The sequence below is a fragment of the Roseivivax sp. THAF197b genome (assembly GCF_009363255.1).
Taxonomy (GTDB): domain Bacteria; phylum Pseudomonadota; class Alphaproteobacteria; order Rhodobacterales; family Rhodobacteraceae; genus Roseivivax.
Genome location: NZ_CP045318.1, coordinates 3,410,860 through 3,434,687 on the forward strand (window position 1 = coordinate 3,410,860; position 23,828 = coordinate 3,434,687).

The 23,828-nt window shown below is 66.1% G+C and carries 23 protein-coding genes; 14 read left to right on the top strand and 9 right to left on the bottom strand.

Annotated elements, in window-relative coordinates; genetic code table 11:
- The first annotated feature begins 9 nt into the window (after positions 1-9).
- The 3 genes from FIV09_RS16415 (at position 10) to FIV09_RS16425 (ending at position 2,643) form a co-directional block, all read left to right on the top strand.
- Positions 10-348, top strand: a complete 339-nt coding sequence (locus tag FIV09_RS16415) for an STAS domain-containing protein (protein WP_152452687.1) — start codon at positions 10-12, stop codon at positions 346-348.
- Positions 349-397: 49 nt separating this feature from the next.
- Entirely contained in the window at positions 398-841 is a 444-nt protein-coding gene (locus FIV09_RS16420) for an ATP-binding protein (RefSeq protein ID WP_172975756.1), read from the top strand.
- Between the two features lie 227 nt (positions 842-1,068).
- On the top strand, positions 1,069-2,643 hold the full coding sequence (locus tag FIV09_RS16425; RefSeq protein ID WP_152451626.1) for a gamma-glutamyltransferase family protein: 1,575 nt from the start codon (positions 1,069-1,071) through the stop codon (positions 2,641-2,643).
- 72 nt (positions 2,644-2,715) lie between these two features.
- On the opposite strand, the gene FIV09_RS16430 is transcribed toward FIV09_RS16425, so the two are convergent.
- The 3 genes from FIV09_RS16430 to FIV09_RS16440 form a co-directional block, all read right to left on the bottom strand.
- Positions 2,716-4,086: a glutamate--cysteine ligase gene (locus FIV09_RS16430; protein WP_152451628.1), complete on the bottom strand. Its 1,371-nt coding sequence runs from the start codon at positions 4,084-4,086 to the stop codon at positions 2,716-2,718.
- A 91-nt stretch (positions 4,087-4,177) separates the two neighbouring features.
- Positions 4,178-4,711 (bottom strand): hypothetical protein, encoded by a 534-nt coding sequence (locus tag FIV09_RS16435; RefSeq protein WP_152451630.1) that lies wholly within the window; start codon positions 4,709-4,711, stop codon positions 4,178-4,180.
- Positions 4,708-5,451 carry a 16S rRNA (uracil(1498)-N(3))-methyltransferase gene (locus FIV09_RS16440; protein ID WP_152451632.1) on the bottom strand — a complete coding sequence of 248 codons (744 nt, stop codon included), beginning with the start codon at positions 5,449-5,451 and terminating at the stop codon, positions 4,708-4,710. The genes FIV09_RS16435 and FIV09_RS16440 overlap by 4 nt, the downstream gene beginning before the upstream one ends.
- 11 nt (positions 5,452-5,462) lie before the next feature.
- Here FIV09_RS16440 and ubiA point away from each other — a divergent pair, with 11 nt between their 5' ends.
- From ubiA to FIV09_RS16455, 3 genes are read left to right on the top strand one after another with little or no spacing between them, the layout of a single operon-like run.
- Positions 5,463-6,422 (top strand): 4-hydroxybenzoate octaprenyltransferase, encoded by a 960-nt coding sequence (gene ubiA, locus FIV09_RS16445; RefSeq protein ID WP_152451634.1) that lies wholly within the window; start codon positions 5,463-5,465, stop codon positions 6,420-6,422.
- Positions 6,423-6,482: 60 nt separating this feature from the next.
- Positions 6,483-8,396, top strand: a complete 1,914-nt coding sequence (locus tag FIV09_RS16450; RefSeq protein WP_152451636.1) for an OmpA family protein — start codon at positions 6,483-6,485, stop codon at positions 8,394-8,396.
- Positions 8,393-8,722, top strand: a complete 330-nt coding sequence (locus FIV09_RS16455) for a hypothetical protein (protein ID WP_152451638.1) — start codon at positions 8,393-8,395, stop codon at positions 8,720-8,722. The genes FIV09_RS16450 and FIV09_RS16455 overlap by 4 nt, the downstream gene beginning before the upstream one ends.
- A 252-nt stretch (positions 8,723-8,974) precedes the next feature.
- On the opposite strand, the gene FIV09_RS16460 is transcribed toward FIV09_RS16455, so the two are convergent.
- Complete coding sequence (locus tag FIV09_RS16460) at positions 8,975-9,268, bottom strand: HNH endonuclease (RefSeq protein WP_152451640.1); 294 nt, start codon at positions 9,266-9,268, stop codon at positions 8,975-8,977.
- Between the two features lie 62 nt (positions 9,269-9,330).
- On the opposite strand from FIV09_RS16460, the gene FIV09_RS16465 reads away from it, so the two are divergent.
- The gene (locus FIV09_RS16465; protein WP_152451642.1) at positions 9,331-10,536 is read left to right on the top strand and encodes a TIGR03862 family flavoprotein; all 1,206 of its coding nucleotides are present in this window, start codon (positions 9,331-9,333) and stop codon (positions 10,534-10,536) included.
- Here the strand turns inward: FIV09_RS16465 and FIV09_RS16470 are convergent.
- The 4 genes from FIV09_RS16470 to leuS form a co-directional block, all read right to left on the bottom strand.
- Entirely contained in the window at positions 10,512-11,102 is a 591-nt protein-coding gene (locus tag FIV09_RS16470; protein ID WP_152451644.1) for a glutathione S-transferase family protein, read from the bottom strand. The genes FIV09_RS16465 and FIV09_RS16470 overlap by 25 nt on opposite strands.
- A gap of 72 nt (positions 11,103-11,174) precedes the next feature.
- A complete protein-coding gene (gene holA, locus FIV09_RS16475) occupies positions 11,175-12,200 on the bottom strand; it encodes a DNA polymerase III subunit delta (protein WP_152451646.1) in 1,026 nt (341 codons plus the stop codon).
- On the bottom strand, positions 12,197-12,703 hold the full coding sequence (gene lptE / locus FIV09_RS16480) for an LPS assembly lipoprotein LptE (RefSeq protein WP_152451648.1): 507 nt from the start codon (positions 12,701-12,703) through the stop codon (positions 12,197-12,199). Before lptE ends, holA begins: the two co-directional genes overlap by 4 nt.
- Positions 12,690-15,278, bottom strand: coding sequence for a leucine--tRNA ligase (gene leuS / locus FIV09_RS16485; protein WP_152451650.1), 2,589 nt, complete (start codon positions 15,276-15,278; stop codon positions 12,690-12,692). The genes lptE and leuS overlap by 14 nt, the downstream gene beginning before the upstream one ends.
- Positions 15,279-15,461: 183 nt before the next feature.
- Between leuS and FIV09_RS16490 the strand changes: the two genes are divergently transcribed.
- On the top strand, positions 15,462-16,721 hold the full coding sequence (locus tag FIV09_RS16490) for a glycosyltransferase (protein WP_152451652.1): 1,260 nt from the start codon (positions 15,462-15,464) through the stop codon (positions 16,719-16,721).
- A 67-nt stretch (positions 16,722-16,788) separates the two neighbouring features.
- On the opposite strand, the gene FIV09_RS16495 is transcribed toward FIV09_RS16490, so the two are convergent.
- Positions 16,789-17,295 (bottom strand): DUF3576 domain-containing protein, encoded by a 507-nt coding sequence (locus tag FIV09_RS16495; RefSeq protein WP_152451654.1) that lies wholly within the window; start codon positions 17,293-17,295, stop codon positions 16,789-16,791.
- 299 nt (positions 17,296-17,594) lie between these two features.
- Here FIV09_RS16495 and FIV09_RS16500 point away from each other — a divergent pair, with 299 nt between their 5' ends.
- The 6 genes from FIV09_RS16500 (at position 17,595) to FIV09_RS16525 (ending at position 23,812) form a co-directional block, all read left to right on the top strand.
- Complete coding sequence (locus FIV09_RS16500; RefSeq protein WP_152451656.1) at positions 17,595-18,650, top strand: porin; 1,056 nt, start codon at positions 17,595-17,597, stop codon at positions 18,648-18,650.
- 80 nt (positions 18,651-18,730) lie between these two features.
- On the top strand, positions 18,731-20,218 hold the full coding sequence (locus tag FIV09_RS16505; protein ID WP_152451658.1) for a sulfotransferase: 1,488 nt from the start codon (positions 18,731-18,733) through the stop codon (positions 20,216-20,218).
- Positions 20,209-20,862 (top strand): YggS family pyridoxal phosphate-dependent enzyme, encoded by a 654-nt coding sequence (locus tag FIV09_RS16510; protein ID WP_152451663.1) that lies wholly within the window; start codon positions 20,209-20,211, stop codon positions 20,860-20,862. Before FIV09_RS16505 ends, FIV09_RS16510 begins: the two co-directional genes overlap by 10 nt.
- Before the next feature lie 116 nt (positions 20,863-20,978).
- Positions 20,979-21,899, top strand: a complete 921-nt coding sequence (locus FIV09_RS16515) for a manganese-dependent inorganic pyrophosphatase (protein ID WP_152451665.1) — start codon at positions 20,979-20,981, stop codon at positions 21,897-21,899.
- A gap of 441 nt (positions 21,900-22,340) precedes the next feature.
- Positions 22,341-23,213, top strand: a complete 873-nt coding sequence (locus FIV09_RS16520) for a TIGR01459 family HAD-type hydrolase (RefSeq protein WP_152451666.1) — start codon at positions 22,341-22,343, stop codon at positions 23,211-23,213.
- Between the two features lie 155 nt (positions 23,214-23,368).
- A complete protein-coding gene (locus FIV09_RS16525; RefSeq protein ID WP_152451667.1) occupies positions 23,369-23,812 on the top strand; it encodes a MaoC family dehydratase in 444 nt (147 codons plus the stop codon).
- Positions 23,813-23,828: the final 16 nt, after the last annotated feature.

Sequence of the window (23,828 nt, forward strand, 5' to 3'; positions counted from 1 at the left end):
ACATGAATGATGGAGCTTGTGGCCAGGGATGCGGAATCCGCGCGGGTCATCACGGTCAAGGCTGACCGGATCGATGCGGCGGTCGCCTTGGAATTCAAGGACGCGATGCGCGCCGCATGCGACGCGGCCGGGCCACGCGTGCTGCTGGATCTCAGCGCGGTCACCTTCATCGATTCAAGCGGGCTCGGCGCCATTGTCGCCGCGATGAAACAGCTCGAATCGGGGCAACAACTGGAACTGGCCGCGCTCAATCCGCTGGTCGATACCGTTTTCCGGCTGACCCGCATGGATACGATCTTTCGCATCCACCCGACCCTCGATGACGGCCTGTCCAAGAATGCCGCTTGAATCGCTGCTCCGTCACCCCGTCCCCTGCGGCGAATGGAGGCCCGGCCGAATGTCCCCCTGGCGCTATCCCGTGGCCAATAACCCGCGCGATGTGAGGCGTACCTGTGTTGCGGTCGAAGCGGACCTGCGCGCGGCGGGCGTGTCCTCGGGTGCCGCCGCCCGGATGGAGCTGATCTGTGCCGAAGTCCTGAACAATATCGTCGAACACGCGATGCCGGGTCAGCCCGATGGCTGGATCGAATTGCAGATCGACCTCGCCGCCCCCGGTCGCCTGACCTTTCTCGACAACGGCGCCCCGATGCCGGATGGCGGGCGCAGGCAGATCTCGGACCCCGATATGTCCTGCCCGCCGGACATGAACGGCCCGAAGGAAACGCTGCCCGAGGGCGGGTATGGCTGGCTATTGATCCGCAGCCTTGCCGAACATGTCGAATATGACCGCACCGACGGGAAAAACAGCGTCCGCATCACCCTGCCGCCGGACCTGTCCTGAACGCGGACGTCAGGGCGCGGGTCACGCCCCAAAAAGACCCTATTCCCTTCGCACTCGCGACACAGTGAACGGTCAAACCTCTATGCGTAGCTGCAATAAGCTTCCCTCGGCGCCGCACAGTTTTTAGCCCCCACCCAGTGTGTGGCGTCGAGGCTCTTATCCCCCCATTGTTGTTCCGCCCGATGAAAGTCATACACGACTCTCATCATTAGAAAGGAACATGGCCGATGCGCGATTTCCAAAAGCCGGGTCGCTCCGCTGTCTTTGCCGCGAACGGAATGGCCGCGACGTCCCATCCGCTGGCCGCGGCAGCCGCAATCGACATCCTGAAATCCGGCGGCAACGCTCTGGATGCGGCCATCGCGGGCGGCGTCCTTCTGGGCCTTTGCGAACCGCAGATGACCGGGATCGGCGGGGATTGCTTCGCGCTGATCTCGAAGCCCGGTGAAGACGTGGTCGCGATCAACGGATCGGGCCGCGCGCCGGCCGGAGCCTCGGCCGACCGGCTGCGCGAGGCGGGCCACGAAACGGTGCCGGTCCACAGCGCCGATGCCGTGACCATCCCGGGCGCCATCGACGCGTTTGCCCGCATGTCGGAGCGTTGGGGCAAGATCGGCCTTGCCGACAGCCTCGCCCCCGCGATCCGCTACATGGATGAGGGCGTGCCCGTCGCGCCGCGCGTGGCGTTCGACTGGGCCCAGCAGGCCGAAACGCTCCAAGGTGCCGCGCGCGATCATTACCTCAAGGACGGCGCCGCCTATGGCTGCGGCGACCTCTTTGCCCTGCCCGGACAGGCGGAGGTCCTGCGCCGCATCGCCAAGGACGGCCCACGCGCCTTCTACGAGGGTGAAATCGCCGAAGACATGCTCGCCACGCTCAAAACGGCGGGCGGCACTCATTCCGCGGATGATTTCGCCGCCGTCGAGGCCACGCTCGGTGACCCGATCGAGGGCAGCTACAAGGGCGTCGACCTTCTGGAGCATCCGCCCAACGGTCAGGGCGCGACTGCGATCCTGCTTCTCAACATCCTCAAGCGCTTCGATTTGGCGGCGATGGACCCCTGGGGCACGGAGCGCGCCCATATCGAGGCGGAGGCCACCAAGCTCGCCTACGATGCGCGCAACCGCTTCCTGTCCGATCCCGACCACATGTCCCGGCTCGATCATATGCTCAGCGACGAGACGGCGGAGCAATTGGCCGGCCTGATCGATCCAAAGCGCGCCCAACGGGCCGTGACCCAGATCACCGAAGCGGTCCACAAGGATACGATCTACATCACCGTGGTCGACCGGGACCGCATGTCCGTGTCGCTGATCTACTCGATCTTCCACGGCTTCGGGTCCGGCCTTGCCTCCGAAAAGTTCGGCATCCTGTTGCAGAACCGCGGCGCGGGCTTCTCGCTCACCGAGGGCAACCCGAACGAGCTCGCTCCGGGCAAGCGCCCGATGCACACGATCATCCCAGGCATGCTGCGCGAAGGCGGCGCGGTCACCATGCCCTTCGGCGTCATGGGCGGGCAGTACCAGTCGACGGGACACGCACGGTTTCTGACCAACCGGGTGGGCTTCGGCCTCGACCCGCAGGCCGCCATCGACGCCCCGCGCAGTTTCGCCCAGGGCACGCAGCTACAGGTCGAACGCGGCTACGCATCGAAAGTGCGCGAGGAACTGGCCGAAATGGGCCACGAGGTCGTGATCCCGGACGGTCCGATCGGTGGCGCGCAGGCGATCCTGATCCACGAGAACGGCACGCTCGAGGGCGCGTCGGACCCGCGCAAGGATGGTGCCGCGCTCGGCTACTAGGGACTGAAACGCGGGGGCGCAGCCCCCGCGCGGATCGGCCCGGCGCAGCCGGGTCGAAACCCGTTCAGGGGATCAGTAGGAATATTCCGCGAAGACCTTGGTGACGTCGCCGCCCCAATCGGTCTCGAAGCGGCGGATCAGCTCATCCGCAGGCGTCTCCCCGCTTTCAAGGCTGTCCTTGAGCGCGTTCAGGAAATGCGTCTCGTCGGGCAGCAAACCGCCCGCGCCCGGTCGAGCCCGCGCGCGCAGCCCGCCCTCGGCAAGGGCAACCACGTCGCGGGCAAGGTCGTGCATCTTCAATCCGTTCACCTCGGCGGCCAGACCGTCGACCGAGGCCGCAACACGCCAGGCCTCGCGCGTCTCCGCATCCCAGCCCTTGGCCAGATCCCACGCCGCATCGAGCGCGCCCTGATCGTACATCAGCCCGACCCAGAAAGCGGGCAGCGCGCACAGCCTGCGCCACGGGCCGCCATCGGCACCGCGCATCTCGATGAATTTCTTCACGCGCGCCTCGGGAAAGATCGTCGTCAGGTGATCGGCCCAGTCCGACAGGGTCGGCTTCTCGCCCGGAAGGGCCGGCAATTCGCCTTTCAGAAAATCGCGGAAGGACTGGCCCAGCGCGTCCACGTATTCGCCGTCGCGGTAGACAAAGTACATCGGCACATCGAGCGCGTAATCCACCCAGGCCTCGAAACCGAAGCCGTCTTCGAAGACGAAGGGCAGCGTCCCGGTGCGGGCGGGATCGAGATCGCGCCAGATGCGCGAGCGCCAGGATTTGTGACCGTTGAGCTTGCCTTCGAAGAACGGCGAATTGGAAAAGAGCGCGGTGGCCACGGGCTGCAGCGCCAGCGCCACGCGCATCTTCTTCACCATGTCCGCCTCGGACGCGAAATCGAGGTTCACCTGAACCGTGCAGGTCCGGTACATCATGGATTTCCCCATGGTGCCGACCTCGTCCATGTAGCGCGTCATCAGCCGGTAGCGCCCCTTGGGCATCATCGGCATCTCGTCATGGGTCCAATGCGGTGCCGCACCAAGCCCGATGAAGCCCACATCGAGCGCATCGGCCACGTCGCGCACCTCCGCGAGATGCTGGTTCACCTCGTCGCAGGTCTGGTGGATCGTCTCGAGCGGTCCGCCCGACAATTCCAGCTGCCCGCCCGGCTCGAGCGAGATGTTGGCGCCCGCCTTCTCCAGCCCGATCAGGTGGCCTGCCTCCTCGACCGGCGCCCAGCCATGCCGGTCCCGCAGACCGCTCAGCACGGCATGCACCGATTGGCGGCCCTCATATGGCAGGGGCTCCAGCGTGCCCTTGAGGTAGCCGAACTTCTCGTGCTCGGTGCCGATGCGCCAGTCTTCCTTGGGCTTGCAGCCCGCTTCCAGGTATTCCGCCAGTTGAGATTGATCCTCGATCAATCCGCCGCCGCTTTGAGGGATGGACATGGGAAGGGCGCTCCGTCTTTGGGCCTCGGATCATGGCCAAACTGGTCGGCCCGTCTTTGGCGTCAAGCCATGGTCAGGATTATGGCAGGTGTCAATGCAGGCGCGGGCGCAGGGGGGCTGCATCCGCGCGCATCCAGATCTGCACGCGCCCGGTGCCCGGTGCGCGCATGGCCCGCAACATCGCTTCGGTGTCGAATCCGGGCAGCCCGGCAAAGGCGTCGAACAGGCCGTCCGCACCGGACGCGGTCACGGGGATATGCAGGGGCGGGCCGCTGCGATGGGTGATCAGCCAGTGATCGGGCTGCCCATCGCGATCGAGCGCAAGCTCCGTCACATCGTCGAGATCCGCGACTCCGCCCGAAAGCGGGCCGAAATACATCAGCCGCCCCTCGGTCACGGTGACGATGCCCGGCCCGTCCTCGCCGCTACGGAACCGGCCGCGCTGCACACCGAGCGCCATCAGGCCGAGGCCCGCGACCGCGACAAGGAGCCCGAACCCCGCCACGACCCAGCCAAGCGCGGCGGCATAAATCAACAGGCCCAGCGCCCCTGTCCCCGCACCGATCAGCGCTTCGCGCCAGCGCAGCAGGAAGGCGCGCGCCTCGGGTCGGATGGAACCGCTCATTGCCAATCCCCGAATCGCATCTGCCACAAGGTCAGGGCCGCCACCGCCGCCGTATCGGCCCGCAGGATGCGCGGGCCAAGGCTGGCCACATGCGCCTCCGCCATGCCCTGCAGCCGCGCGCGTTCCCCCTCCGAGAACCCGCCCTCGGGTCCGATCAGGATCGCCCATGGCCCTGAGCCTTGCGCCTCTGCGAAAAGGCCCGCCCGGGCCGATGAGCTGCCGCCCTCCTGCGCCATCGCCTCATCGCAGAACATCAGACGCCGCTGGCTGTCCCAGCCATCGAGAACGGCGCGCAGCTTCTGCAATTCCGCCACCTCGGGCACGAAGACCGCGCCGCATTGCTCGGCCGCCTCCTTGGCATGGGCCTGCAACCGGTCCTGCCGCAGACGCTCGGAATTGGTGAACTCGGTCGCCACCGGAACCAGCCGCCGAACACCCATCTCCACCGCCTTCTCGACGATGAAATCCGTGCGCGCCTTCTTCACCGGCGCGAAGAGGAGCCACAGATCCGGCGGGTCCCGTTGCGGCGCGGTCTGCGCGCGACATGTCAGCACGCCACCCCGCTTGCCGGCCTGAGTGATCTCCGCCTCCCACGCCCCGCCGGTGCCGTTGAACAGGGTCACGGTCGCACCCACGGCCTGCCGCATCACCCCAAAGAGGTAATGCGCGTCGTCGCGTCCGATCTCGACCGGTTGCCCCTCGGCCAAGGGCGCTGATACAAACAAGCGAATTCCTGACATGGGCGGACCCTATGACCGACCGACACGAAGTGCCAGAGGGCCAGATCGCAGATGCGGTCACCGGAAACTGGGTGGATCGCCGCGCGCCCGCGCGCCTGAAACCCTATCTGCGGCTCTCGCGGCTCGACCGGCCAATCGGCACCTGGCTTTTGCTCCTGCCATGCTGGTGGGGTCTGGCGCTGGCCGGCGTCTCCTCTGGCTGGTTCGGTCTTTACGATCTGTGGATTGGGCTGAGCTGCGGCATCGGCGCGATCCTGATGCGCGGCGCAGGCTGCACCTGGAACGACATCACCGACCGCGACATCGACGGATCGGTCGCGCGCACGGCACTCCGCCCCATTCCCGCGGGCGACGTGACCGTGCGTCAGGCGCTGGCTTGGGCGGTCCTGCAAAGCCTCGTGGCCTTCGGCATCCTGCTGACCTACAGCACGACCGCGATCTGGCTCGGTATCCTCGCGCTCCTGCCGGTGGCGATCTATCCCTTTGCCAAGCGCTTCACCTGGTGGCCGCAGATCTTCCTGGGCCTCGCCTTCAACTGGGGCGCGCTTCTGGCCTGGTCCGCGCATACCGGGGCGCTGGGGCTGCCCGCCGTGCTGCTCTATGCGGGCGGCATGGCCTGGACGCTCTTTTACGACACGATCTATGCCCATCAGGACAAGGAAGACGACGCGCTGATCGGGGTGAAATCCACCGCGCGGCTCTTCGGCGATGCGACCCCGCGCTACCTCGCGATCTTTCTCGGCCTGACCATGGCGCTTCTGGGCACGGCGGTTCTGCTGGCCGTTCCCGAGGGCGCGACATTGCAACTTGTGCTATGCTTGGGCGGTGTTCTTGCCATGGGCGCGCATCTTTACGCGCAGCTGCGTCAGCTCGACCTCGATGACAATGACGGCCTGCTGCGGCTCTTCCGGTCGAACCGGAATGCGGGCCTCATGCCTGTGCTGTTTTTCGCCGCTGCCCTGCTGGCTTGATTGCGCCGCCTCCGCGCGCAGCCTATGACAAAGAGATCGCAGGAAAAATCGAGATAGTTCATGCGCCTGTCCGCCCTCGCCACCCTTTCCGGAACCTTCCTCGCCGCCGCGGGCCTGTCGCTCGCCGCGGCCAGCCTGTCGGCCCGGGTGGTCGAGGACAGCTCCATCACCGGCGTCGCCCGCGCGCTGGAACAGAACGGCATCGCCTGGGCGGAGGTGGACGCCAACGGCCTCCAGGTCTTCGTCTACGGCGCAGCCCCCTCGGAGGCGGACCGCTTCCGTGCCTTGTCCGTCGCGGGCCAGGTCGTCGACGCCGCTCGCGTGATCGATGAGCTGATCGTCGAGGACGAGGCCCAGATTGCCGCGCCCCGCTTCTCGGTCGAGATCCTGCGCAACGAGGGCCGCCTGTCGCTCATCGGCCTCGTGCCCGAGGAATTCGACCGCGAGCGGCTGATCGAGACGCTGCAGGACCTGGTGGGCGACGACACGACGATCTCGGACCTGCTGGAATCCGCGGCCTACCCGACCCCCGATGGCTGGGCCGAGGCGATGCGCTTTGCCGCCCGCGCGCTCGAGGATCTGCCCCGCGCCAAGATCTCCGTCGATGCGGAGCGCGTGGCGATCGAGGCCATGACCGAAAGCCGCGCGCAAAGCCGCGATATCACCACGAAATTCGACCGGATCGTGCCTGATGGCATCACGCTGGCCCTCGATCTCAAGGCGCCGCGCCCGGTCGTGTCGCCCTTCGCCCTGCGCTTCCTGATCGACGAAGAGGGCGCGCGATTCGATACCTGCGCCGCCGACACGGAGGCCGCGCAGGCAGCGATCCTGTCGGCCGCGCGCGATGCGGGCGCCGCCGAGGAGACCGAGTGCCGTCTCGCCCTCGGCACACCCTCGCCCGCCTGGGGCCAGGTGGCCGCCGATGCGATCCGGGCCCTGGGCGAAATCGGCGCGGGGACCGTGACCTTCTCCAACACCGACATAGCACTTCTGGCCGCCGAAGGCAGCGATCCAGACCGCTTCGCCACCGCCGTCGGGCGGCTCGAGAATACCCTGCCCGAGGCGTTCGTGCTCGACGCGGTCCTGCCCACCCCGCCCGAGGACGCCGAGGAGCGCGGCCCGGTCGAATTCGTGGCGACCGTCAGCCCCGAGGGCCAGGTCGCCCTGCGCGGCCTGATCGACGACGAGGTCACGCGCGTCGCGGCCGAAAGCTTTGCCCGCGCGGCCTTCGGCTCGGACGCGGTGCGCGTCGGCACCCGCTTTGACGACGAGCTGCCGCGCGGATGGCGCGCCCGGGTGCTCGCGGGGCTTGAAGCCCTGTCCCGGCTCAAGAACGGGGCCGCGCGCGTCACGCCCGAGACGATCGAGGTCACGGGCGATACCGGCAATGCCGAGGCCTCCGCAGAGATCGCGGCCCTTTTGACCGACAAGCTCGGCAGCGAGGAATTCCTGCTCGATATCACTTATCGCGAACGCCTCGACCCAACCCTGGGCATCCCCTCGCCCGAGGAATGCGTGGCCCAGATCAGCGTCATCATCGGCTCCCGCAAGATCACCTTCGAGCCGGGCTCCGCGACGCTCGACGCCTCGGCCAAGGACATCCTCGACGAGGTCTCCGACCTGCTGAAGATCTGCGGCGACATCCCGCTCGAAATCCAGGGCCATACCGACAGCCAGGGCCGCGAGGTCATGAACGAGCAACTCAGCCAGGAACGCGCGCAAGCCGTGCTCTTTGCCCTGACGGAACGGCGCGTGCTGACCGCCTCCTACCGCGCGGTCGGCTATGGCGAGGCGCAGCCCATCGCCGATAACGGCACGGCGGACGGGCGCGAGGCCAATCGCCGGATCGAGTTCACCCTGATCCCCCGCGAAACGCCCGCAGAGGAAGAAACAACGCTCGAAAGCGTTGAAGCCCCTGCCCAAGATGAGGCACAAGAGGACAGCAGCTCCGACACGGAAGAGACAGGCGAGTGAACCGCATCGAGTTTATCATCACCACGGCGATCATCCTGTTCGTGGCCTTCTGCCTCGGCTGGTTTGCCAATTGGCTGGTGCACCGCTTCACCCGCGTCAGCCAAAGCGACCTGTCCGAGCTCGAGAAGATGAGCCAGGAGCTGCACGAGGCCGAAGAGACGCGCGATCAGGCGATCACCTATCTGCAGCAGCGCGAGGCGGAGCTGACCAACCAGCTGGCCCAGACCGAGGCGGAGCTGTCGGCGGCGATGGAAGGCCTGCGCGAAGCCCGCCACGAGGCTGAAGAGCTGCGCGCCTATCTCGAACGCAGCCAGGCCGCGGGCTGACCCCAGCGCCGCACGCGCGCCCGCATGACCGAGGTGCCCGTGTTTGACGCATCGGCTCCCGCCTGTGCCCATGCCGGGCGCGCCCCAACCCGCCCAGACCAAACCCGCCGCATCTTCACCTTTCCGAAAAAACGCGCGGGGTGTGAATTGGCGGCAAGGCCGCCAAGAGAGGGGCAAGGCCCCTCTGACCGCCCGATGATCGGCACGATCAGCGGGCCAGAGATGCGCGCGGCACGCGCACTTTCGGATCACTCAGCGCTTGCGTCGCCCGCCGGAGGACCGGCTGTGGAAGGTTGGCGGCCGCTTGGCCACCCAGGCCAGAAACGCGGCCATGCGCGGATGCGCCCGCAGCGCCTCAGGCGTATTGTATTCGCGCGCAAGCTCGGCCTCGGTGAAGGTGCTGTGAATCTCGTTGTGGCAGATCTGGTGCAGCCGCACGACCGGGCCGCCCTTGCCGCCTTTCAGCTTCGGGATCAGATGGTGCAGGCTCTGCTTCGCCTCGGGCGGGATCGGACGCAGACAGAGCGGGCAGATCGGGTCGGACATGGTGCTTGTGCCTCGGCGCATGCTCCGCCAAGAGGATGGGACCCGCGCGCGAAGGATCAAGGATGACAAACTGCGACGCATTGGTTGTGGGCGGCGGCCCGGCCGGCCTGATGGCCGCCGAGGCCTTGCTCGATGCCGGGCGGCGGGTCCTTCTTGTCGATCAGAAACCGAGCCTCGCGCGTAAATTCCTGATGGCCGGCAAATCCGGCCTCAACCTCACGAAACGCGAAGACGCCGCAATCTTCCGCGCCGCCTATGGCGCTGCCTCCGACTGGCTTGCGCCGATGCTCGACGCCCTTCCGCCGTCCGGGGTCGAAGCCTGGGCGACGGCGCTGGACCAGGAGGTCTTCGCAGGCTCCACGGGCCGGGTTTTTCCGAAGGCGATGAAAGCCTCGCCACTCTTGCGCGCCTGGCTTGCGCGGCTGGGCGCGAAGGGGCTCGAGACCCACACGCGCTGGCGGTGGACCGGCGGCACGGCGCCCTTCCGCTTCGACACCCCGGAGGGCGCGCAGGAGATCACGCCGCGTGTCGCGGTGCTGACGCTGGGTGGCGCGTCCTGGCGCAGGCTCGGCTCGGATGGGGATTGGGCGGGCTGGCTTGGTTCGGACGGCGTGACGCTCACGCCCTTCGCCCCTGCCAATGTCGGGATCAACGTCAGCTGGTCCGATCACATGAAGCGGCATTTCGGCGCCCCGCTGAAGAATATCAGCCTTTCTGCGGGCGATCTGACCTCGCGCGGTGAGGCGGTCGTCACAAGAACCGGGCTGGAAGGCGGCGGGCTCTACCCGCTCTCGCCCGCGCTTCGGGACGGTGCCGCGCTGCAAATCGATCTGACCCCGGATCTCGATGCCGCGACGCTGACCCGGCGCCTCAGCCGACCACGCGGCAAGGACAGCCGCACGAACTGGCTGCGCAAGACGTTGAAACTGCCGCCCGCGGCGCAGGCCCTGTTGATGGAATGCGCGCGCCCGCTGCCGGACGATCCGGCCGCGCTGGCCCATCGCGTCAAGGCGCTGAACATTCCCCATGACGGGCTGCGCCCGATGGATGAGGCGATCTCGACCGCGGGGGGCATCGCGCGGGAAGCGCTCGATCAAGGCCTGATGCTGCGCGCGCGTCCCGGCGTCTTCGCCGCGGGCGAGATGTTGGATTGGGAAGCGCCCACGGGCGGCTACCTGCTGACGGCGTGCCTTGCGACCGGGCTTTGGGCCGGACGCCATGCCGCCGCCTGGCCGCGTGAGGATCAGCCCAGAGCCGCGGCGCGCTGATAGGCGGGCCGGTCGCGCAGCCGCTTCGAATAGGCCTTGAACGCCTCGGGCGACTCGGGAAATTTCGCGACCCGCGCCCAGCCACCGCAATGACACAGCAGGATATCCGGCACGGTCGGCGTCTCGCCGGTCAGATACGGCCCGTCCATCTCGGCGGTGATCCGGTCGAGGTTCTGTGCAAATTCCGCGCGCAGGCTGTCCTTCACCTGGGGCACGCGATGTTCTTCGGGCAGGATGAAAGAGTGCCGCGCTGCGGTCCACAAGAGCGCGTCGAGCTCATCGAGAATGCGAAACGTCCAGGCATCTTGTCGCGCACGGGCGATACTGCCCGCGGGATGGGTCCAACCGCCGTGGCGATCCGCAAGGTAGTGCAGGATCGCGCCCGAATCGGGGATCGCCTCTCCGTCCGCGACAAGGACCGGCACCTTGCCAAGCGGGCTGACGCGGCGCACCTCGTCAGAGCGGGGCCCCGCGGGCACGTGGTCATAGTCGAGCCCCAGCTCCTCCAGCAGCCAAAGCGGCCGGAACGCCCGGGTCTTGGCGGATCCGATGACGGTATAGGGCATGCATGTCCTCCTCTGCCTCGGCGCGAGGATGGCGCGGCGCCCCGGCAGTCACAAGCGAAAGCGCGCGGACTGCTAGCGGCGTGCCAGCATCGCGAGACGGATGAGCGCGCGCTCCACCAGCGCCATCTGCGGCGCCTTCTGCCCTGCGGAACGCAGGCTGAGATCGGTATCCGTCAGCACGGTCAGGGCCTGTTCGAGCTTGCGCGCGCCCCAGCCTTGGGCCTGCCGCAGCATCCGGTCCCGCCGCGGCCCGAAGATCGGCGGTCGTGCGCGGGCGATGCCCGCCGCCGCGCCACCGGGATCCGAGGCCGCTGCATGGAGCGCCCGAAAGTGCCGCGTGGCCATGATGACCAGCGTCACGGGATTGGTGCCCTGCGCACCGAGGCGCTGCATCACGGGGCCGATCTGATCGACCTGGCCTTCGGCGACCACGTGCAGGATGTCGTCCACATCCGCCTCGGTGGAGGTGGGCGCCATCAGCGCGACCTCCTCGGCGGTGAGCGGCGCTTCATCCCCGATCTTGTAAAGGGCGACCTTCTCCACCGTCTGGCGGAAATCGCCGGGATCGAGCGTGCGGGCCAGGGCGTGCAGCGCATCGCCCGCGCTGCGATCCACCCCGGTCAGACCCGCGCGTTCGAGATCCGCCTCGATCTCCGCGCGGCTCGGAGGATCGTTGTAGATGCCGGCCGCATAGGCGCTGGGATGCGCCTCGAACAGCTTGCGCAGCTTGGATGTGGCCTTCAGTGCGCCCGCCGTCACGACGATCTGGGCATCGCCCGGCTGCCAATCCGACAGCGCGTTGGTGATGGCCTCCGCGACGGTGTCGTTCGCGTCCTCGACGAAGGCCACGCGGGGCCCCGGGAAGAAACCCTGCGCCTTGACCGCATCCAGAAGCCGCGCGGGGTCCTTGCGCAACTCACCGCCGGGCATCCGCGTGAGGCGCATTTCCTCCTCGCCATTGGGACCGACGAGCGCCGCGATGGCCTCCTGCCTGCGCAGGGCCACCCGCATCGCGTCCTCGCCGAAGATCAGAAGGCCCGCCGCGTCCGGGTCGGGCTTTCGGAAATAGGCCGGCGCGTCGCGGGCCGACAGTTTCATGAGGCGGGCAGAAGGTCGGCGGCGAAGATCATCTCCTCGACGATCCGGTCGGCGAGGATCGTGGCCAGCCTCTCCTGCGCGTCGGCGCGCGCGGCGGGCGTGGAGACGGTGGAGCCGGTGGCGGAATAGCCCACGAATTCCTCGACCGTGCCGCGGGTGATGAGGCGGTCCGTCGCGTCCTTCAACTCGTAGGTCACGGTGCCCACGAGCCGGTAACGGGTGGTGAACCCCGCCGACGTGGTGCCGAAATCCTGCTCCTCGAGGCCGTATTGATAGTCGAGGCGGTAAGGCCCGGTCGCCCGGCCAAGCCGCTCTTCTAACCTGCGAACGAGGAGATACCCGTTGCGATTCTTGGGCGCCTGGACCGCGATCGTGCCCTGGATCGCGGACGCCCCGCCCTGGGGCCCGTATGCGGGCGTGAAGCCGCAGGCCGAAAGCATGGAAGCAGCCAGCCCCAGCCCCGCGAAGGCGGAAAGAAACGAGCGGCGATCAGATGACGACATTCACGATCCGTCCGGGCACGACGATGACCTTCTTGGGGGCGGCGCCCTCGAGCGCCTTGACCACAGCATGATGAGCCAGCGCGGTCTTTTCAACCTCGGCCTTGTCCATGTCCTTCGGCACGGCGATCTCCGCCTTGCGCTTGCCGTTGATCTGAATGGGCAGCGTGACCGTGTCCTCGACCATCATCGTCTCATCCGCGACCGGCCAGGGCGCGTTGGCGATGAGGCCCTCGCCGCCCAAGATCTGCCAGATCTCCTCGGAGAGATGCGGCGTCATGGGCGACATGAGCTGCGTGAGGGTCTTCGCGGCTTCGCGCTTGGCGGCAGCACCTGCCTTGGCCTTGTTGAGCGTGTTGGTGAAGGCATAGAGCCGCGCGATGGCCGCGTTGAAGCCGAAGCTTTCGACGCCCTTCGTGACCTCGTCGATGGTCTTGTGCATCTCGCGGAGCAGGCCCTCATCGCCCTCTTGCGCGGGCTCTTCGGAGGTGGCCGCGTCAGTGGCGATGCGGAAGACGCGGGCCAGGTGCTTGTTCGCGGCCTCTGCGCCCGACGCGGTCCATTCCACGTCCCGCTCGGGCGGGCTGTCGGAGAGCACGAACCAGCGTGCGGTGTCGGCGCCGTATTGCTCGATGATCGCCACAGGGTCGACGACGTTGTTCTTCGATTTCGACATCTTGGCGGAAGGAATGATCTCGGCCTCGGTGCCGTCCGCAAGGAACGCGCCGCCATCGCGCAGGGTCACATCCTCCGGGTAATGGTAGACCGGGCGGCCCTCGGCGTTTTTCGTCCGGTAGATCGCGTGCGTCACCATGCCTTGCGTGAAGAGCGCATCGAAGGGCTCCTTCGCCGTGTCCGGCAAATGGCCCGTCAGGTTCATAGCGCGTGCGAAGAAGCGCGAATACAAGAGGTGCAGGATCGCGTGCTCGATCCCGCCAATATACTGGTCCACGTTCATCCAGTAGGACGCCTCGGTCATGTCCGTGGGCGTCTCGGCGCGGGGGGCCGTGAAGCGGGCAAAATACCACGACGAATCGACGAAGGTATCCATCGTGTCCGTCTCGCGCTGCGCGGGCGCGCCGCAGGACGGGCAGGCACAATCGCGCCAGGACGGATGACGATCGAGCGGATTGCCCGGCACGTTGAAGTCGATCGCGGTGCCGTCCTCATCGTAGGGCAGCTGGATCGGAAGGTTTTCCTTCTTCTCGGGCACCACGCCGCAGGTGTCGCAATGCACCACGGGAATCGGGCAGCCCCAGTAGCGCTGACGCGAGAGGCCCCAGTCGCGCAGACGGAACTTGGTCACGCCCTGGCCGACGCCGTTTTCCTCGCAGAAGGCAATCGCCGCATCGACGCCTTCCTCGCCGGTCTGCGCCTCCGCGCCCGCGAAGCCCTTGATGTAGCGCACGGTTTCCGACTTTGGCGGAACGTAGGCCGGACCGCCCTCTTCGGGCAGGATAAAGGTGCCTTCCTCGCCCATGGCAGGGGCGTAGACCGTCGTGACCGGCAGCTCGTATTTGCGCGCGAAATCGAGGTCGCGCTGGTCATGGGCGGGGCAGCCGAAGATCGCGCCCGTGCCGTAATCCATCAGGATGAAATTGGCGATGTAGACCGGCAATTCCCACGACGTATCAAAGGGATGGCGTACGGTGATGCCCGTGTCGAAGCCGCGCTTCTCGGCCTTCTCCATATCCTCTTCCGAGGTGCCCATGCGGCGGCATTCCGCGCAGAACTCGGCGATCTCAGGATTGTCGCGCTCGAGATGGCGGGCCAGCGGATGATCGGGCGAGATGCCGACGAAGGAGGCGCCCAAAAGCGTGTCGGGGCGGGTCGTGTAGACCTCGATCCGGTCATGGCCGTCGGGTGCATCGACGGTAGAGAAGGCGAACTGAAGCCCGCGCGATTTGCCGATCCAGTTGGCCTGCATCAGCTTCACCTTGGCGGGCCAGTCGTCGAGGCGATCCAGAGCGTCCAGAAGCTCCTCGGAATAATCCGAGATGCGGAAGAACCACTGCGTGAGCGCGCGGCGTTCCACATCCGCGCCGGAGCGCCAGCCCTTGCCGTCGATCACCTGCTCGTTGGCGAGCACGGTCATGTCGACGGGATCCCAGTTCACCACCGCTTCCTTGCGGTAGACGAGGCCCTTTTCCAGAAAATCGAGAAACAGAGCCTGTTGCTGGCCGTAATATTCGGGATCGCAGGTGGCGAACATGCGCGACCAGTCGAGGCCGAAGCCCAGGGGCTTCATCTGCGCGACCATCGTGTCGATATTGCCGTAGGTCCAGTCCTTGGGGTGCCCTCCGCTCGCCATCGCCGCATTCTCAGCGGGCATGCCGAAGGCGTCGAAGCCCATCGGGTGCAGCACGTTATGGCCGGTGGCCAGCTTGTAGCGCGCGATCACGTCGCCCATCGTGTAGTTCCGCACATGGCCGATATGAATGCGGCCCGACGGATAGGGGAACATCTCGAGGACGTAGTACTTCGGCTTGTCGTCCGAGCGCACGGCGCGGAAGGTCTGGGCCTCGTCCCAGGCGGCTTGCCATTTCGGCTCGATCTCGGCGGGTGCGTAGCGCTGCATGGAAACTCCCCTCTCGCGGGCGTCATCTTCAACTCACCGGGCGTGATAGGGCGCGCGGCACCGGGCGTCCACCCATAAGGGCGGCAGGATGGGCACAGGCGCGGCATCTCGGATGCGAGGATGCTAGGCGATCACGGGCCGTCCGTGCCACAGAAGGGACGACGGACACGACCGGGACGCCCGATGAACATCCTTTGCATCCACCAGAACTTCCCCGGCCAGTACAAGCACCTCGCCCCGGAACTCGCGCGCCAGGGCCATCAGGTCACGGCGCTGACACCAAAGGTGAAAAAGCCCACCCTGTGGCAGGGCGTGCGGATTCTGCCCTACGAGATCAAAGGCAAATCCACCAAGGGCATCTTCCCGTTGCTCGCCGATTTCGAAACCAAGCTCCTGCGCGCGACCGCCTGCTATCGCGCGGCCCTCGGGCTTCGGCAGCAGGGCTACCGGCCGGACGTGATCCTCGCGCATCACGGCTGGGGCGAGCCCTTGTTCCTGAAGGATGTCTGGCCCGATGCCCGGATGGGCCTTTATTGCGAGCTGTACCATCTGTCGGACCCGATGTTTTCCGCCTTCGATCCGGAATTTGCGCCCAAGGTGCCGGCGGACGTGCCGCTGAAGCTGCGGATGAAGAACATCAACAACCGCCTGCATGAAGAGATCATGGATGCGGGCCTGAGCCCCACGCGCTTTCAGGCGGACACGTTTCCGGAGCGATTCCAGGACCGCATGAGCGTCATTCATGACGGCGTCGATACCGAACTCGTGCGTCCCAACGCGGATGCGGCCCTGCCACTCGAGGGTGGGCGCGTTCTGACCCGCGCGGACGAGGTCATCACCTTCATCAATCGCAATCTTGAGCCGTTCCGGGGCTATCACGTCTTCATGCGCGCCCTGCCCGCCCTGCTGGCGGCCCGGCCTCAGGCGCAGGTCGTGCTTCTGGGCGGGGACGAGGTCAGCTACGGCGCGAAGGCACCCGACGGGAAAAGCTGGAAGCAGATCTTCATCGACGAGGTGCGGGACCAGATTTCCGAGGCCGATTGGGCGCGCGTGCATTTCCTGGGCCGCGTGCCCTATGAAAGGTACCTGTCGCTCATTCAGGTCAGCCGCGTGCATGTCTACCTGACCTATCCCTTCGTGCTGAGCTGGTCCCTGCTGGAAGCCATGAGCGTAGGCGCCGCCATCGTCGCCAGCGACACGCCCCCCGTCCGCGAAGCGTTGGAGGATGGCGTGCAGGGCTGGCTGACGGATTTCTTCGACACCGAAGCGCTGGTCGAGAAGGTCGCGCGCCTTGCCGATGCGCCGGAGACCCGGCGGCTTCTGGGCGAGAACGCGCGGGCGCATGTGATCGCGAATTACGATCTCAGGACACACTGCCTGCCGCGACTGGTCAGCTGGGTCGAGGACTTGGCGGCGCGGCCTGCCCGGCCTCCGATGGATTGATCACGCAGGGCCTTGCAGAGCGTGCGGCGTCACCCCACGGCAAACGAAAACTTGCGGGACCAACGCCTTAGAAGCGAGAATCGCGCTGACGCAGCTGCCGGGCGCGGGTCAGGATCGCATCCTCGACCGCAAGCACGGTCGCAGCGCTTGCCGGACCCGAACGGGTCATCAGCGCCACGTTCAGCGACCGGGCGTCGAGCGCGGGGTCCGACACGTACACCGTTGCCCGGTACGCGCGGCCGCCACCCGGCGGGGTGCCGTATCCGGTGGAGATGACCCCCGTGAAGGGATCAACGCTATCCAACGGCAGGAAGCTCAGCGTTTCGAGCGACGCATTCCAGATGTAGCGATTCACCGCGCCCACATCTTCGGAATCGCGGCTACCCCGGAAGAAGTCCCAGATGGTTGACGAGGGCGGGCCTTCGTCGCCGTAGATTTCCTGGTCGAGGATCTCCTGCGCGGGGCGCGTCTCGATGGGCGGTGCATCTGCATCGCGCTGGAACATGCCGCAGCCCGCAACGAGTGCCGCGAGGCTGATCAGACCGAACGCTTTTGCGATCCTTTTGGCTGGCATTTTCCATTCCCTTCGCCGTTGTCGCAATATTCCTTACAAGCCGCGCCCTGTGTGAACAAGTCGTCAATAATTCCGCGGCCCCAGCGCAGGATAGCCCCGGATGCCCCAGGGTCAGCATGATGGGATGCGCAGCGTGCCCGGGGCGGCAAAACGCTTGTGGCAAATGTGCATCACGGAATTGAATGTTCCGGCACGCCCCGCGCGCTCGCTTGCAAGGCCCACCCCCCTCGGCGCATAGACGCTACATCAAGGCCGGATATCCGGATTGGTACGTGCCTTACGAACACATGAGGGAAACAATGAAAAAGCTTCTTCTTGCATCGACCGCGCTCGTTGCAACTGCAGGCGTCGCATCGGCTCAGGATATTGCTCTGTCCGGTATGGCGGAAATGGGCATCTTCGGTGGCAGCGACACCGACACCCAGTATTTCACCGACGTTGACGTCACCTTCACCATGTCCGGCGAAGCAGACAACGGCCTGACCTTCGGCGCGTCGATCGACCTCGACGAGTCCGACGGCTCCAACAGCACCTGCACGATCGTCGACGCAGCTGGCCTCGGCGACAACGCAGCTGGCGGCACCGACATCTGCGTCAGCAACGGCGCATCGGGCGCATTCGGCGCAGCAACCCAGGGCGGCGAGTCGATCTTCGTCTCCTTCGGCGGCGCAACCCTGACCATGGGTGACACCGACGGCGCACTCGACGCACGCGTTCCCGAGATGGCGCTTGCTGGCGGCTCGCTTGCAGACGACGAAACCACCCACGTCGGCTTCGACGCTGGTGAAGCCTTCGAAGGCGGCCTGCTGAACGACGGCGACGGCCAGATCGCACGCTTCGACTACGCGTTCGGCGCAGTCACCGCATCGTTCTCCGCTGAGCAGGAAATGAACGGCGCAGACGACAGCGACGACATCTACGCAGTCGGCCTGAGCTACGCGACCAACCTGTCCGGCGTCGACCTGAACGCAGGCATCGGTTACCAGGCACAGGAAGACGAAGCAGAAGTCGTCTCCGTTGCAGTCACCGGTGGCTTCGCCAACGGCCTGTCGCTGGGCCTGACCTACAGCTCGTGGAACCTCGACGACAACAACACCAGCCTCCCGGGCGTTGACGATGCGAACCACGTTGGTGTCGGCATCGGCTACGAGATGAACGCTCTGGCCGTTGGCCTGAACTACGGCATCTACACCGTGGACGAGGACGACACGCTGGAAGGCTACGGCCTCGCAGCAACCTACGATCTCGGCGGCGGCTTCGAGCTCCGCGCTGGCTACAGCTACAACGAGACCGACATCGGCGGCACCGAAGATGACTTCGACACCTTCTCGCTGGGTGCACGCATGAACTTCTAATCTCCCCGGAGATTGTATCGGAAAGAGCGGGCCTTGTGCCCGCTCTTTTCTTTTTGGGCGACCGGACCTAGACCAAGGTCATGGCCATTCCTCCACCGCCCCGCCGCCCGCAAGGCGGCACGCTGACCGCCCGGTACCAGGCGGCCCTTTCCGCGTTGAACAGCGGTCGGATCGATGCGGCCCGCACGGCCTTCACGGCGCTGGCCAAAGAGCGACCGAACCAGCCGGAAATCGAGTTTCAGCTCTCGCGCGTCGCGCATCTGTCGGGCGATTTCGCCGCCCGCGCCGCGCATCTGGAGCGTGCGCTTGCGGCAAAACCCGACGAGCCTGCACTTCTGGATGCCGCCACCGCCGCCTTTGCCGCGGCGGGCAATCCCGATGCCGCACTCGCCGCGTATGACCGGACGATCGCGGCGGCCCCGTCGAAGATCAAACCGCGCGCGGACAAGGCGCTCTATCTGCAGCAGATCGGACGCTTCGACGCGGCGGAGGCCATCTTCCGCGACCTGTTGCGCCGCCATCCGCGCGAAGGGTCGCTTTACCGGATGTTCTTTGCAGCCCAAAAGATCAGTGCGGATGATCCCCTGCTGCCCGAGCTGCGCAAGACCCTGAAGAGCCCCAAAACGCCGGATGAGGCCCGATCCCAGGGCTATTTCGCGCTGGCCAAGGCGCTGTTCGATCAGGGCGCGGGCGCGAAGGCCTTCGAGGCGCTCCACAAGGGCAACCGCCTGCAACGCAAGATGGCGCCCTATGACGATGCCGCGCGGCGCAGTGAACAACTCTCGATCCGCGCGGCGCAGGAAGGAGCGGACCTCGCGCCCGTCGGGGATGCGGTGGAGCCTTATCCGGTCTTCGTCACCGGGATGCCCCGCTCGGGCACGACGCTCGCCGAACAGATCATCGCCGCGCACAGTCGGGGCACCGCCGGGGGTGAGTTGGCCCATGCGCTGAAGCTCGTCTGGGACGGGTTCGTCAAGAACGGGCAGATGGCGCCGCTGCGGAAGATCCCGGATGCCCAGATCGCCGAATTGGCCCGCGCCTACCGGGCCCGCGCACGGCGCGACACCGGCGCGCAAGCGGGTGTGTTCACCGACAAGTCGATCCAGAACCACCTGATCTACGGGTTCCTGGCCCGTGCCCTGCCCGGCGCGAAGTTCATCGTCATTCACCGCGATCCGCGCGATATCGCGCTCTCTATCTATCGCAATCACTTCGCCACGGGCACCCATCGATACGGCAATGATTTGGCGGATATTGCCAGTGCGATCAAAGACTTCCGAGCGAGCGTCAAGTATTGGAAAGGGCGGCTGGGCGAACAGCTCGTCGAGTTTCGCTACGAAGACCTCGTGCGGTCACCGGAGCCCGAGGCGCGGCGTATGATCGCGGCGGCGGGGCTTGATTGGGAAGAGGGTTGCCTCAATTTCCACGAATCGACAGCGGCGGTGAAAACACTCAGCATCGCGCAGGTGCGTCAGCCGATCCATGCCGGACGCGCCGCCGCCTGGACCAAATTCGAGGCCGAACTGGCCCCCTTCATCGAGGCCTGGGGAGACACACCATGGGACTGACAGACATCCAAGACCGCATCGCGAAGGCGGCCAAGGAAGCGGGCCGGGAGGCCGCCGACATCCACCTCATCGCCGTGTCCAAGGTGCAGCCCAACGAACGGGTCGAGGCCGTTCTGAAGGAGGGTCATCGCCTTTTCGGCGAGAACAAGGTGCAGGAGGCCGAGGGCAAATGGCCCGGCTTCCAGGAGACCTATCCCGACGCGAAGGTGCACCTGATCGGCCCGCTGCAATCCAACAAGACCCGCCGCGCGATGGAGCTGTTTTCGGCCATCCACTCGGTGGATCGGCCCAAGCTTGCCAAGAGTATCGCGCGCATCGCGCAGGAACTGGGCAGCTGCCCGGACATCTTCCTGCAGGTCAATACGGGTGAGGAAGACCAGAAGGCCGGGATCGGCCCGGACGGGATCGACGCCTTCGTCGAGGAATGCCGCGATCTCGACCTGCCCGTCGCGGGGCTGATGTGCATCCCGCCCGTGGACGAGACGCCCAGCCTGCATTTCGCGCTTCTGGCGAAATTGGCGGAGCGGAACGGCCTGACGGGCCTGTCGATGGGCATGTCGGGCGATTTCGAGGAAGCCATCGCACTGGGTGCCACGCATATCCGCGTGGGGTCGGCCATCTTCGGCGAACGCGTCTACGACTGACGCTGCCAGACGCATGGCCCCTATGCATGCGCCGTCTAGGCGTAGGCCATGGGTGACATCGCCCGGACGCGCTTCTATAAGGCGCGCAAATTCATATGCGTGACGAGGAGACATCCATGACGATCCAGGTTTTCGGCCATAAATCGCCCGACACCGATTCCACCGGCAGCCCGATCATCTGGGCCTGGTACCTGAACGAGATCAAGGGCGAGGCCGCCAAGCCCGTCCTCTTGGGCGAGCCCAACACCGAGGCTGCCTTCATGCTGGAGCGCTGGGGCTTCGACAAGCCCGAGATCATCGCGGATGTCGAGGCCGACGCACCCGTCGTCATCGTCGATACCAACAACCCCGCAGAGCTGCCCGCCTCGATCAATTCGGCGGATATCCAGGGCATCATCGATCACCACAAACTGGTGGGCGGGCTCGAGACCAAGGGCCCCATCGAGATCCGGGTCGAACCGCTGGCCTGCACCGCCACCATCATGTGGAAGATGATCGGCAAGGACATGGCGCAGGCGCCCAAGGCGGTCAAAGGCGCGATGCTGACCTGCATCCTTTCGGACACGCTGGAATTCCGCTCGCCCACGACGACGCAGGAAGACAAGGCCATCGCCCATAGCCTCGCCGAGGATCTGGGCCTCGACATCTCCGAATATGCCGCCGAGATGTTCGCCGCGAAATCCGACGTCTCCGCCTTCTCCGACGCGGAGCTGATCCGGATGGATTCCAAGGAATACACCGTCGACGGCGTGAAGCTGCGCGTCTCCGTGCTGGAGACCACCGCGCCCGATCAGGTTCTGTCGCGCAAGGACAGCCTGATGGCGTCGATGAAGGATGTCTGTGCCGAGGACGGCGTCGACGAGGTGACGCTGTTCGTGGTCGACATCCTGAACGAAGAGGCGACGATGCTGATCCCGAACGACCGGGTGAAGACCATCGCCGAGAAGAGCTTCGATGCGACGGTTTCCGCCGACACGGTGGTCCTGCCGGGTGTGATGAGCCGGAAGAAGCAGATCATTCCGAACCTGAAGGCCTGAGGGTATCGGCATCCTGAGATTGAAACGCCGGTCCTCGGGGGCCGGCGTTTTATTGTGTGCCGAGAAATGGCGACGGGCTCTGCCGTCCAATCTCACCACGCGGACCAAGCCTGCCCGGCGGGATGGCGCAGCCCAGCGTCGAGCGGCGCGCTTTATGCTAGCCAAATCCGAGCACAGGTCGAGCGGCGCGCATACGGCACCACAGCGCCAGCCCGGTGGGGCCGGGCAGGCGCTTGAGCGCGGCGGCTGCAAACAGCCTTGATTCCGCGCTCAGGGTTGTTGAGTTCGAACGTTAGAGGCGAGAGCCGTTATCCCGGGGCGTTATCGCCCTTCGCCGGACCTACAGACTCTTTTGTTGGCAAGGCGCACTCGCTCCCTCACCTCCGCTTCCCATTCGCCAATCATCGGCCTAGGAAGGCGGCAACCCAAAGGAGCCGCCCCATGACCCAGATCATCCAATCCCTGTCGGATATCTCCGCGCGCTATGACGCGCTGTTCGTCGATCTCTGGGGCTGCGTGCATAACGGCGTCAAAGCCTATGACGAGGCGATCACGACACTGCAGGCCTTCCGCGCCACGGGCGGCAAGGTGGTGCTTCTGACGAACGCGCCGCGCCCCCGCGACAGCGTCGCACGGCAGCTCGCGAAGATGGGCGTGCCGGAAGATGCCTGGGACACCATCGCCACATCGGGCGATTCGGCGCGCGCGGCGATGTTCCGCGGTGCCGTGGGCCGGAAGGTCTGGTTCATGGGCGAGGCGCATGACGAGACCTTCTTCTCCCCGCTGCAGATCGTCGAGGACCCGGTCGACATCACGCGCGTGGAACTGGAAGAGGCCGATGGCATCGTCTGCTGCGGCCCGTTCGATCCCCATGCGGAGCCTGCAACCCTGCGGCCGCAACTGCTCTATGCGAAGCAGAAGGGCCTGAAACTCCTTTGCGCCAATCCCGATATCGTCGTGGACCGGGGCGAGACGCGGGAATATTGCGCAGGCGCGGTCGCGGCGCTTTATACCGAGATGGGGGGCGAGAGCCTCTATTTCGGCAAGCCACACCCGCCGATCTACGATCTGGCCCGCAACCGGCTGGCCGAGTTGGGCGCGGCCCCGTCGGATTCCAATATCCTGGCCATCGGGGATGGCCCGCAGACCGATATCGCAGGCGCCATGGGCGAGGATATCGATTCGCTCTTCATCACGGGCGGGTTGGCGGCGGCCGAAACGCAGACCCGCACGCAGCCCGATCCGGACGCTCTGACGGCCTATCTGGGCAAGGAAGGCATCTCCCCCACATTCTCGATCGGCTTCCTGCGCTAGGGCATCCGGCGCGTCCCCTGCGCCACAGCCATTCACCTTACGACCAAAGACGCCTTGCTTTCTGCGCTTGCAAAGCAATATTGTTACGCATACACGGGTCTTGCCGCGTATTTTGTTACTCAAGCTTTGCCGATGCGGCGTTCAGGAGGCGACCCATGTTCGACAATCAGCCGCGGGGCACGATCCCCATCGAAGATATCGAGATGGGCATGACCCGGTACCTCCAGAAAGAGATCACCGACCGCGACATCGAGTTGTTCGCTGATGTCTCGACCGACCGGAACCCGGTTCACCTCGACGAGGGATATGCCCAGGACACCATCTTCGGCGGGCGGATCGCGCATGGCATGCTGACGGCGGGCCTGATCTCGGCCGTGATCGGCGAACAGCTTCCGGGGCATGGCACGGTCTACATGAGCCAGACGCTGAAGTTCCTCGCTCCGGTGCGGCCCGGCGATCTGGTCCATGCCGAGGTGAAGGTCACCGGCATCGAGGTCGGCAAGCGGCGCGTGACGCTGGATTGCCATTGCGAGGTCGCGGGCAAGAAGGTGCTCGTCGGCGAAGCGACCGTGATGGCGCCCACCCGCAAGCTCGACTGATCCCGCGGAGATTGGC

Bases quoted from the DNA above. Each gene is read 5' to 3' on its own strand.
- FIV09_RS16415 (WP_152452687.1), top strand. From the start codon at position 10: ATGGAGCTTGTGGCCAGGGATGCGGAATCCGCGCGGGTCATCACGGTC.
- FIV09_RS16420 (WP_172975756.1), top strand. From the start codon at position 398: ATGTCCCCCTGGCGCTATCCCGTGGCCAATAACCCGCGCGATGTGAGG.
- FIV09_RS16425 (WP_152451626.1), top strand. From the start codon at position 1,069: ATGCGCGATTTCCAAAAGCCGGGTCGCTCCGCTGTCTTTGCCGCGAAC.
- FIV09_RS16430 (WP_152451628.1), bottom strand. From the start codon at position 4,086: ATGTCCATCCCTCAAAGCGGCGGCGGATTGATCGAGGATCAATCTCAA.
- FIV09_RS16435 (WP_152451630.1), bottom strand. From the start codon at position 4,711: ATGAGCGGTTCCATCCGACCCGAGGCGCGCGCCTTCCTGCTGCGCTGG.
- FIV09_RS16440 (WP_152451632.1), bottom strand. From the start codon at position 5,451: ATGTCAGGAATTCGCTTGTTTGTATCAGCGCCCTTGGCCGAGGGGCAA.
- ubiA (WP_152451634.1), top strand. From the start codon at position 5,463: ATGACCGACCGACACGAAGTGCCAGAGGGCCAGATCGCAGATGCGGTC.
- FIV09_RS16450 (WP_152451636.1), top strand. From the start codon at position 6,483: ATGCGCCTGTCCGCCCTCGCCACCCTTTCCGGAACCTTCCTCGCCGCC.
- FIV09_RS16460 (WP_152451640.1), bottom strand. From the start codon at position 9,268: ATGTCCGACCCGATCTGCCCGCTCTGTCTGCGTCCGATCCCGCCCGAG.
- FIV09_RS16465 (WP_152451642.1), top strand. From the start codon at position 9,331: ATGACAAACTGCGACGCATTGGTTGTGGGCGGCGGCCCGGCCGGCCTG.
- FIV09_RS16470 (WP_152451644.1), bottom strand. From the start codon at position 11,102: ATGCCCTATACCGTCATCGGATCCGCCAAGACCCGGGCGTTCCGGCCG.
- holA (WP_152451646.1), bottom strand. From the start codon at position 12,200: ATGAAACTGTCGGCCCGCGACGCGCCGGCCTATTTCCGAAAGCCCGAC.
- lptE (WP_152451648.1), bottom strand. From the start codon at position 12,703: ATGTCGTCATCTGATCGCCGCTCGTTTCTTTCCGCCTTCGCGGGGCTG.
- leuS (WP_152451650.1), bottom strand. From the start codon at position 15,278: ATGCAGCGCTACGCACCCGCCGAGATCGAGCCGAAATGGCAAGCCGCC.
- FIV09_RS16490 (WP_152451652.1), top strand. From the start codon at position 15,462: ATGAACATCCTTTGCATCCACCAGAACTTCCCCGGCCAGTACAAGCAC.
- FIV09_RS16495 (WP_152451654.1), bottom strand. From the start codon at position 17,295: ATGCCAGCCAAAAGGATCGCAAAAGCGTTCGGTCTGATCAGCCTCGCG.
- FIV09_RS16500 (WP_152451656.1), top strand. From the start codon at position 17,595: ATGAAAAAGCTTCTTCTTGCATCGACCGCGCTCGTTGCAACTGCAGGC.
- FIV09_RS16505 (WP_152451658.1), top strand. From the start codon at position 18,731: ATGGCCATTCCTCCACCGCCCCGCCGCCCGCAAGGCGGCACGCTGACC.
- FIV09_RS16510 (WP_152451663.1), top strand. From the start codon at position 20,209: ATGGGACTGACAGACATCCAAGACCGCATCGCGAAGGCGGCCAAGGAA.
- FIV09_RS16515 (WP_152451665.1), top strand. From the start codon at position 20,979: ATGACGATCCAGGTTTTCGGCCATAAATCGCCCGACACCGATTCCACC.
- FIV09_RS16520 (WP_152451666.1), top strand. From the start codon at position 22,341: ATGACCCAGATCATCCAATCCCTGTCGGATATCTCCGCGCGCTATGAC.
- FIV09_RS16525 (WP_152451667.1), top strand. From the start codon at position 23,369: ATGTTCGACAATCAGCCGCGGGGCACGATCCCCATCGAAGATATCGAG.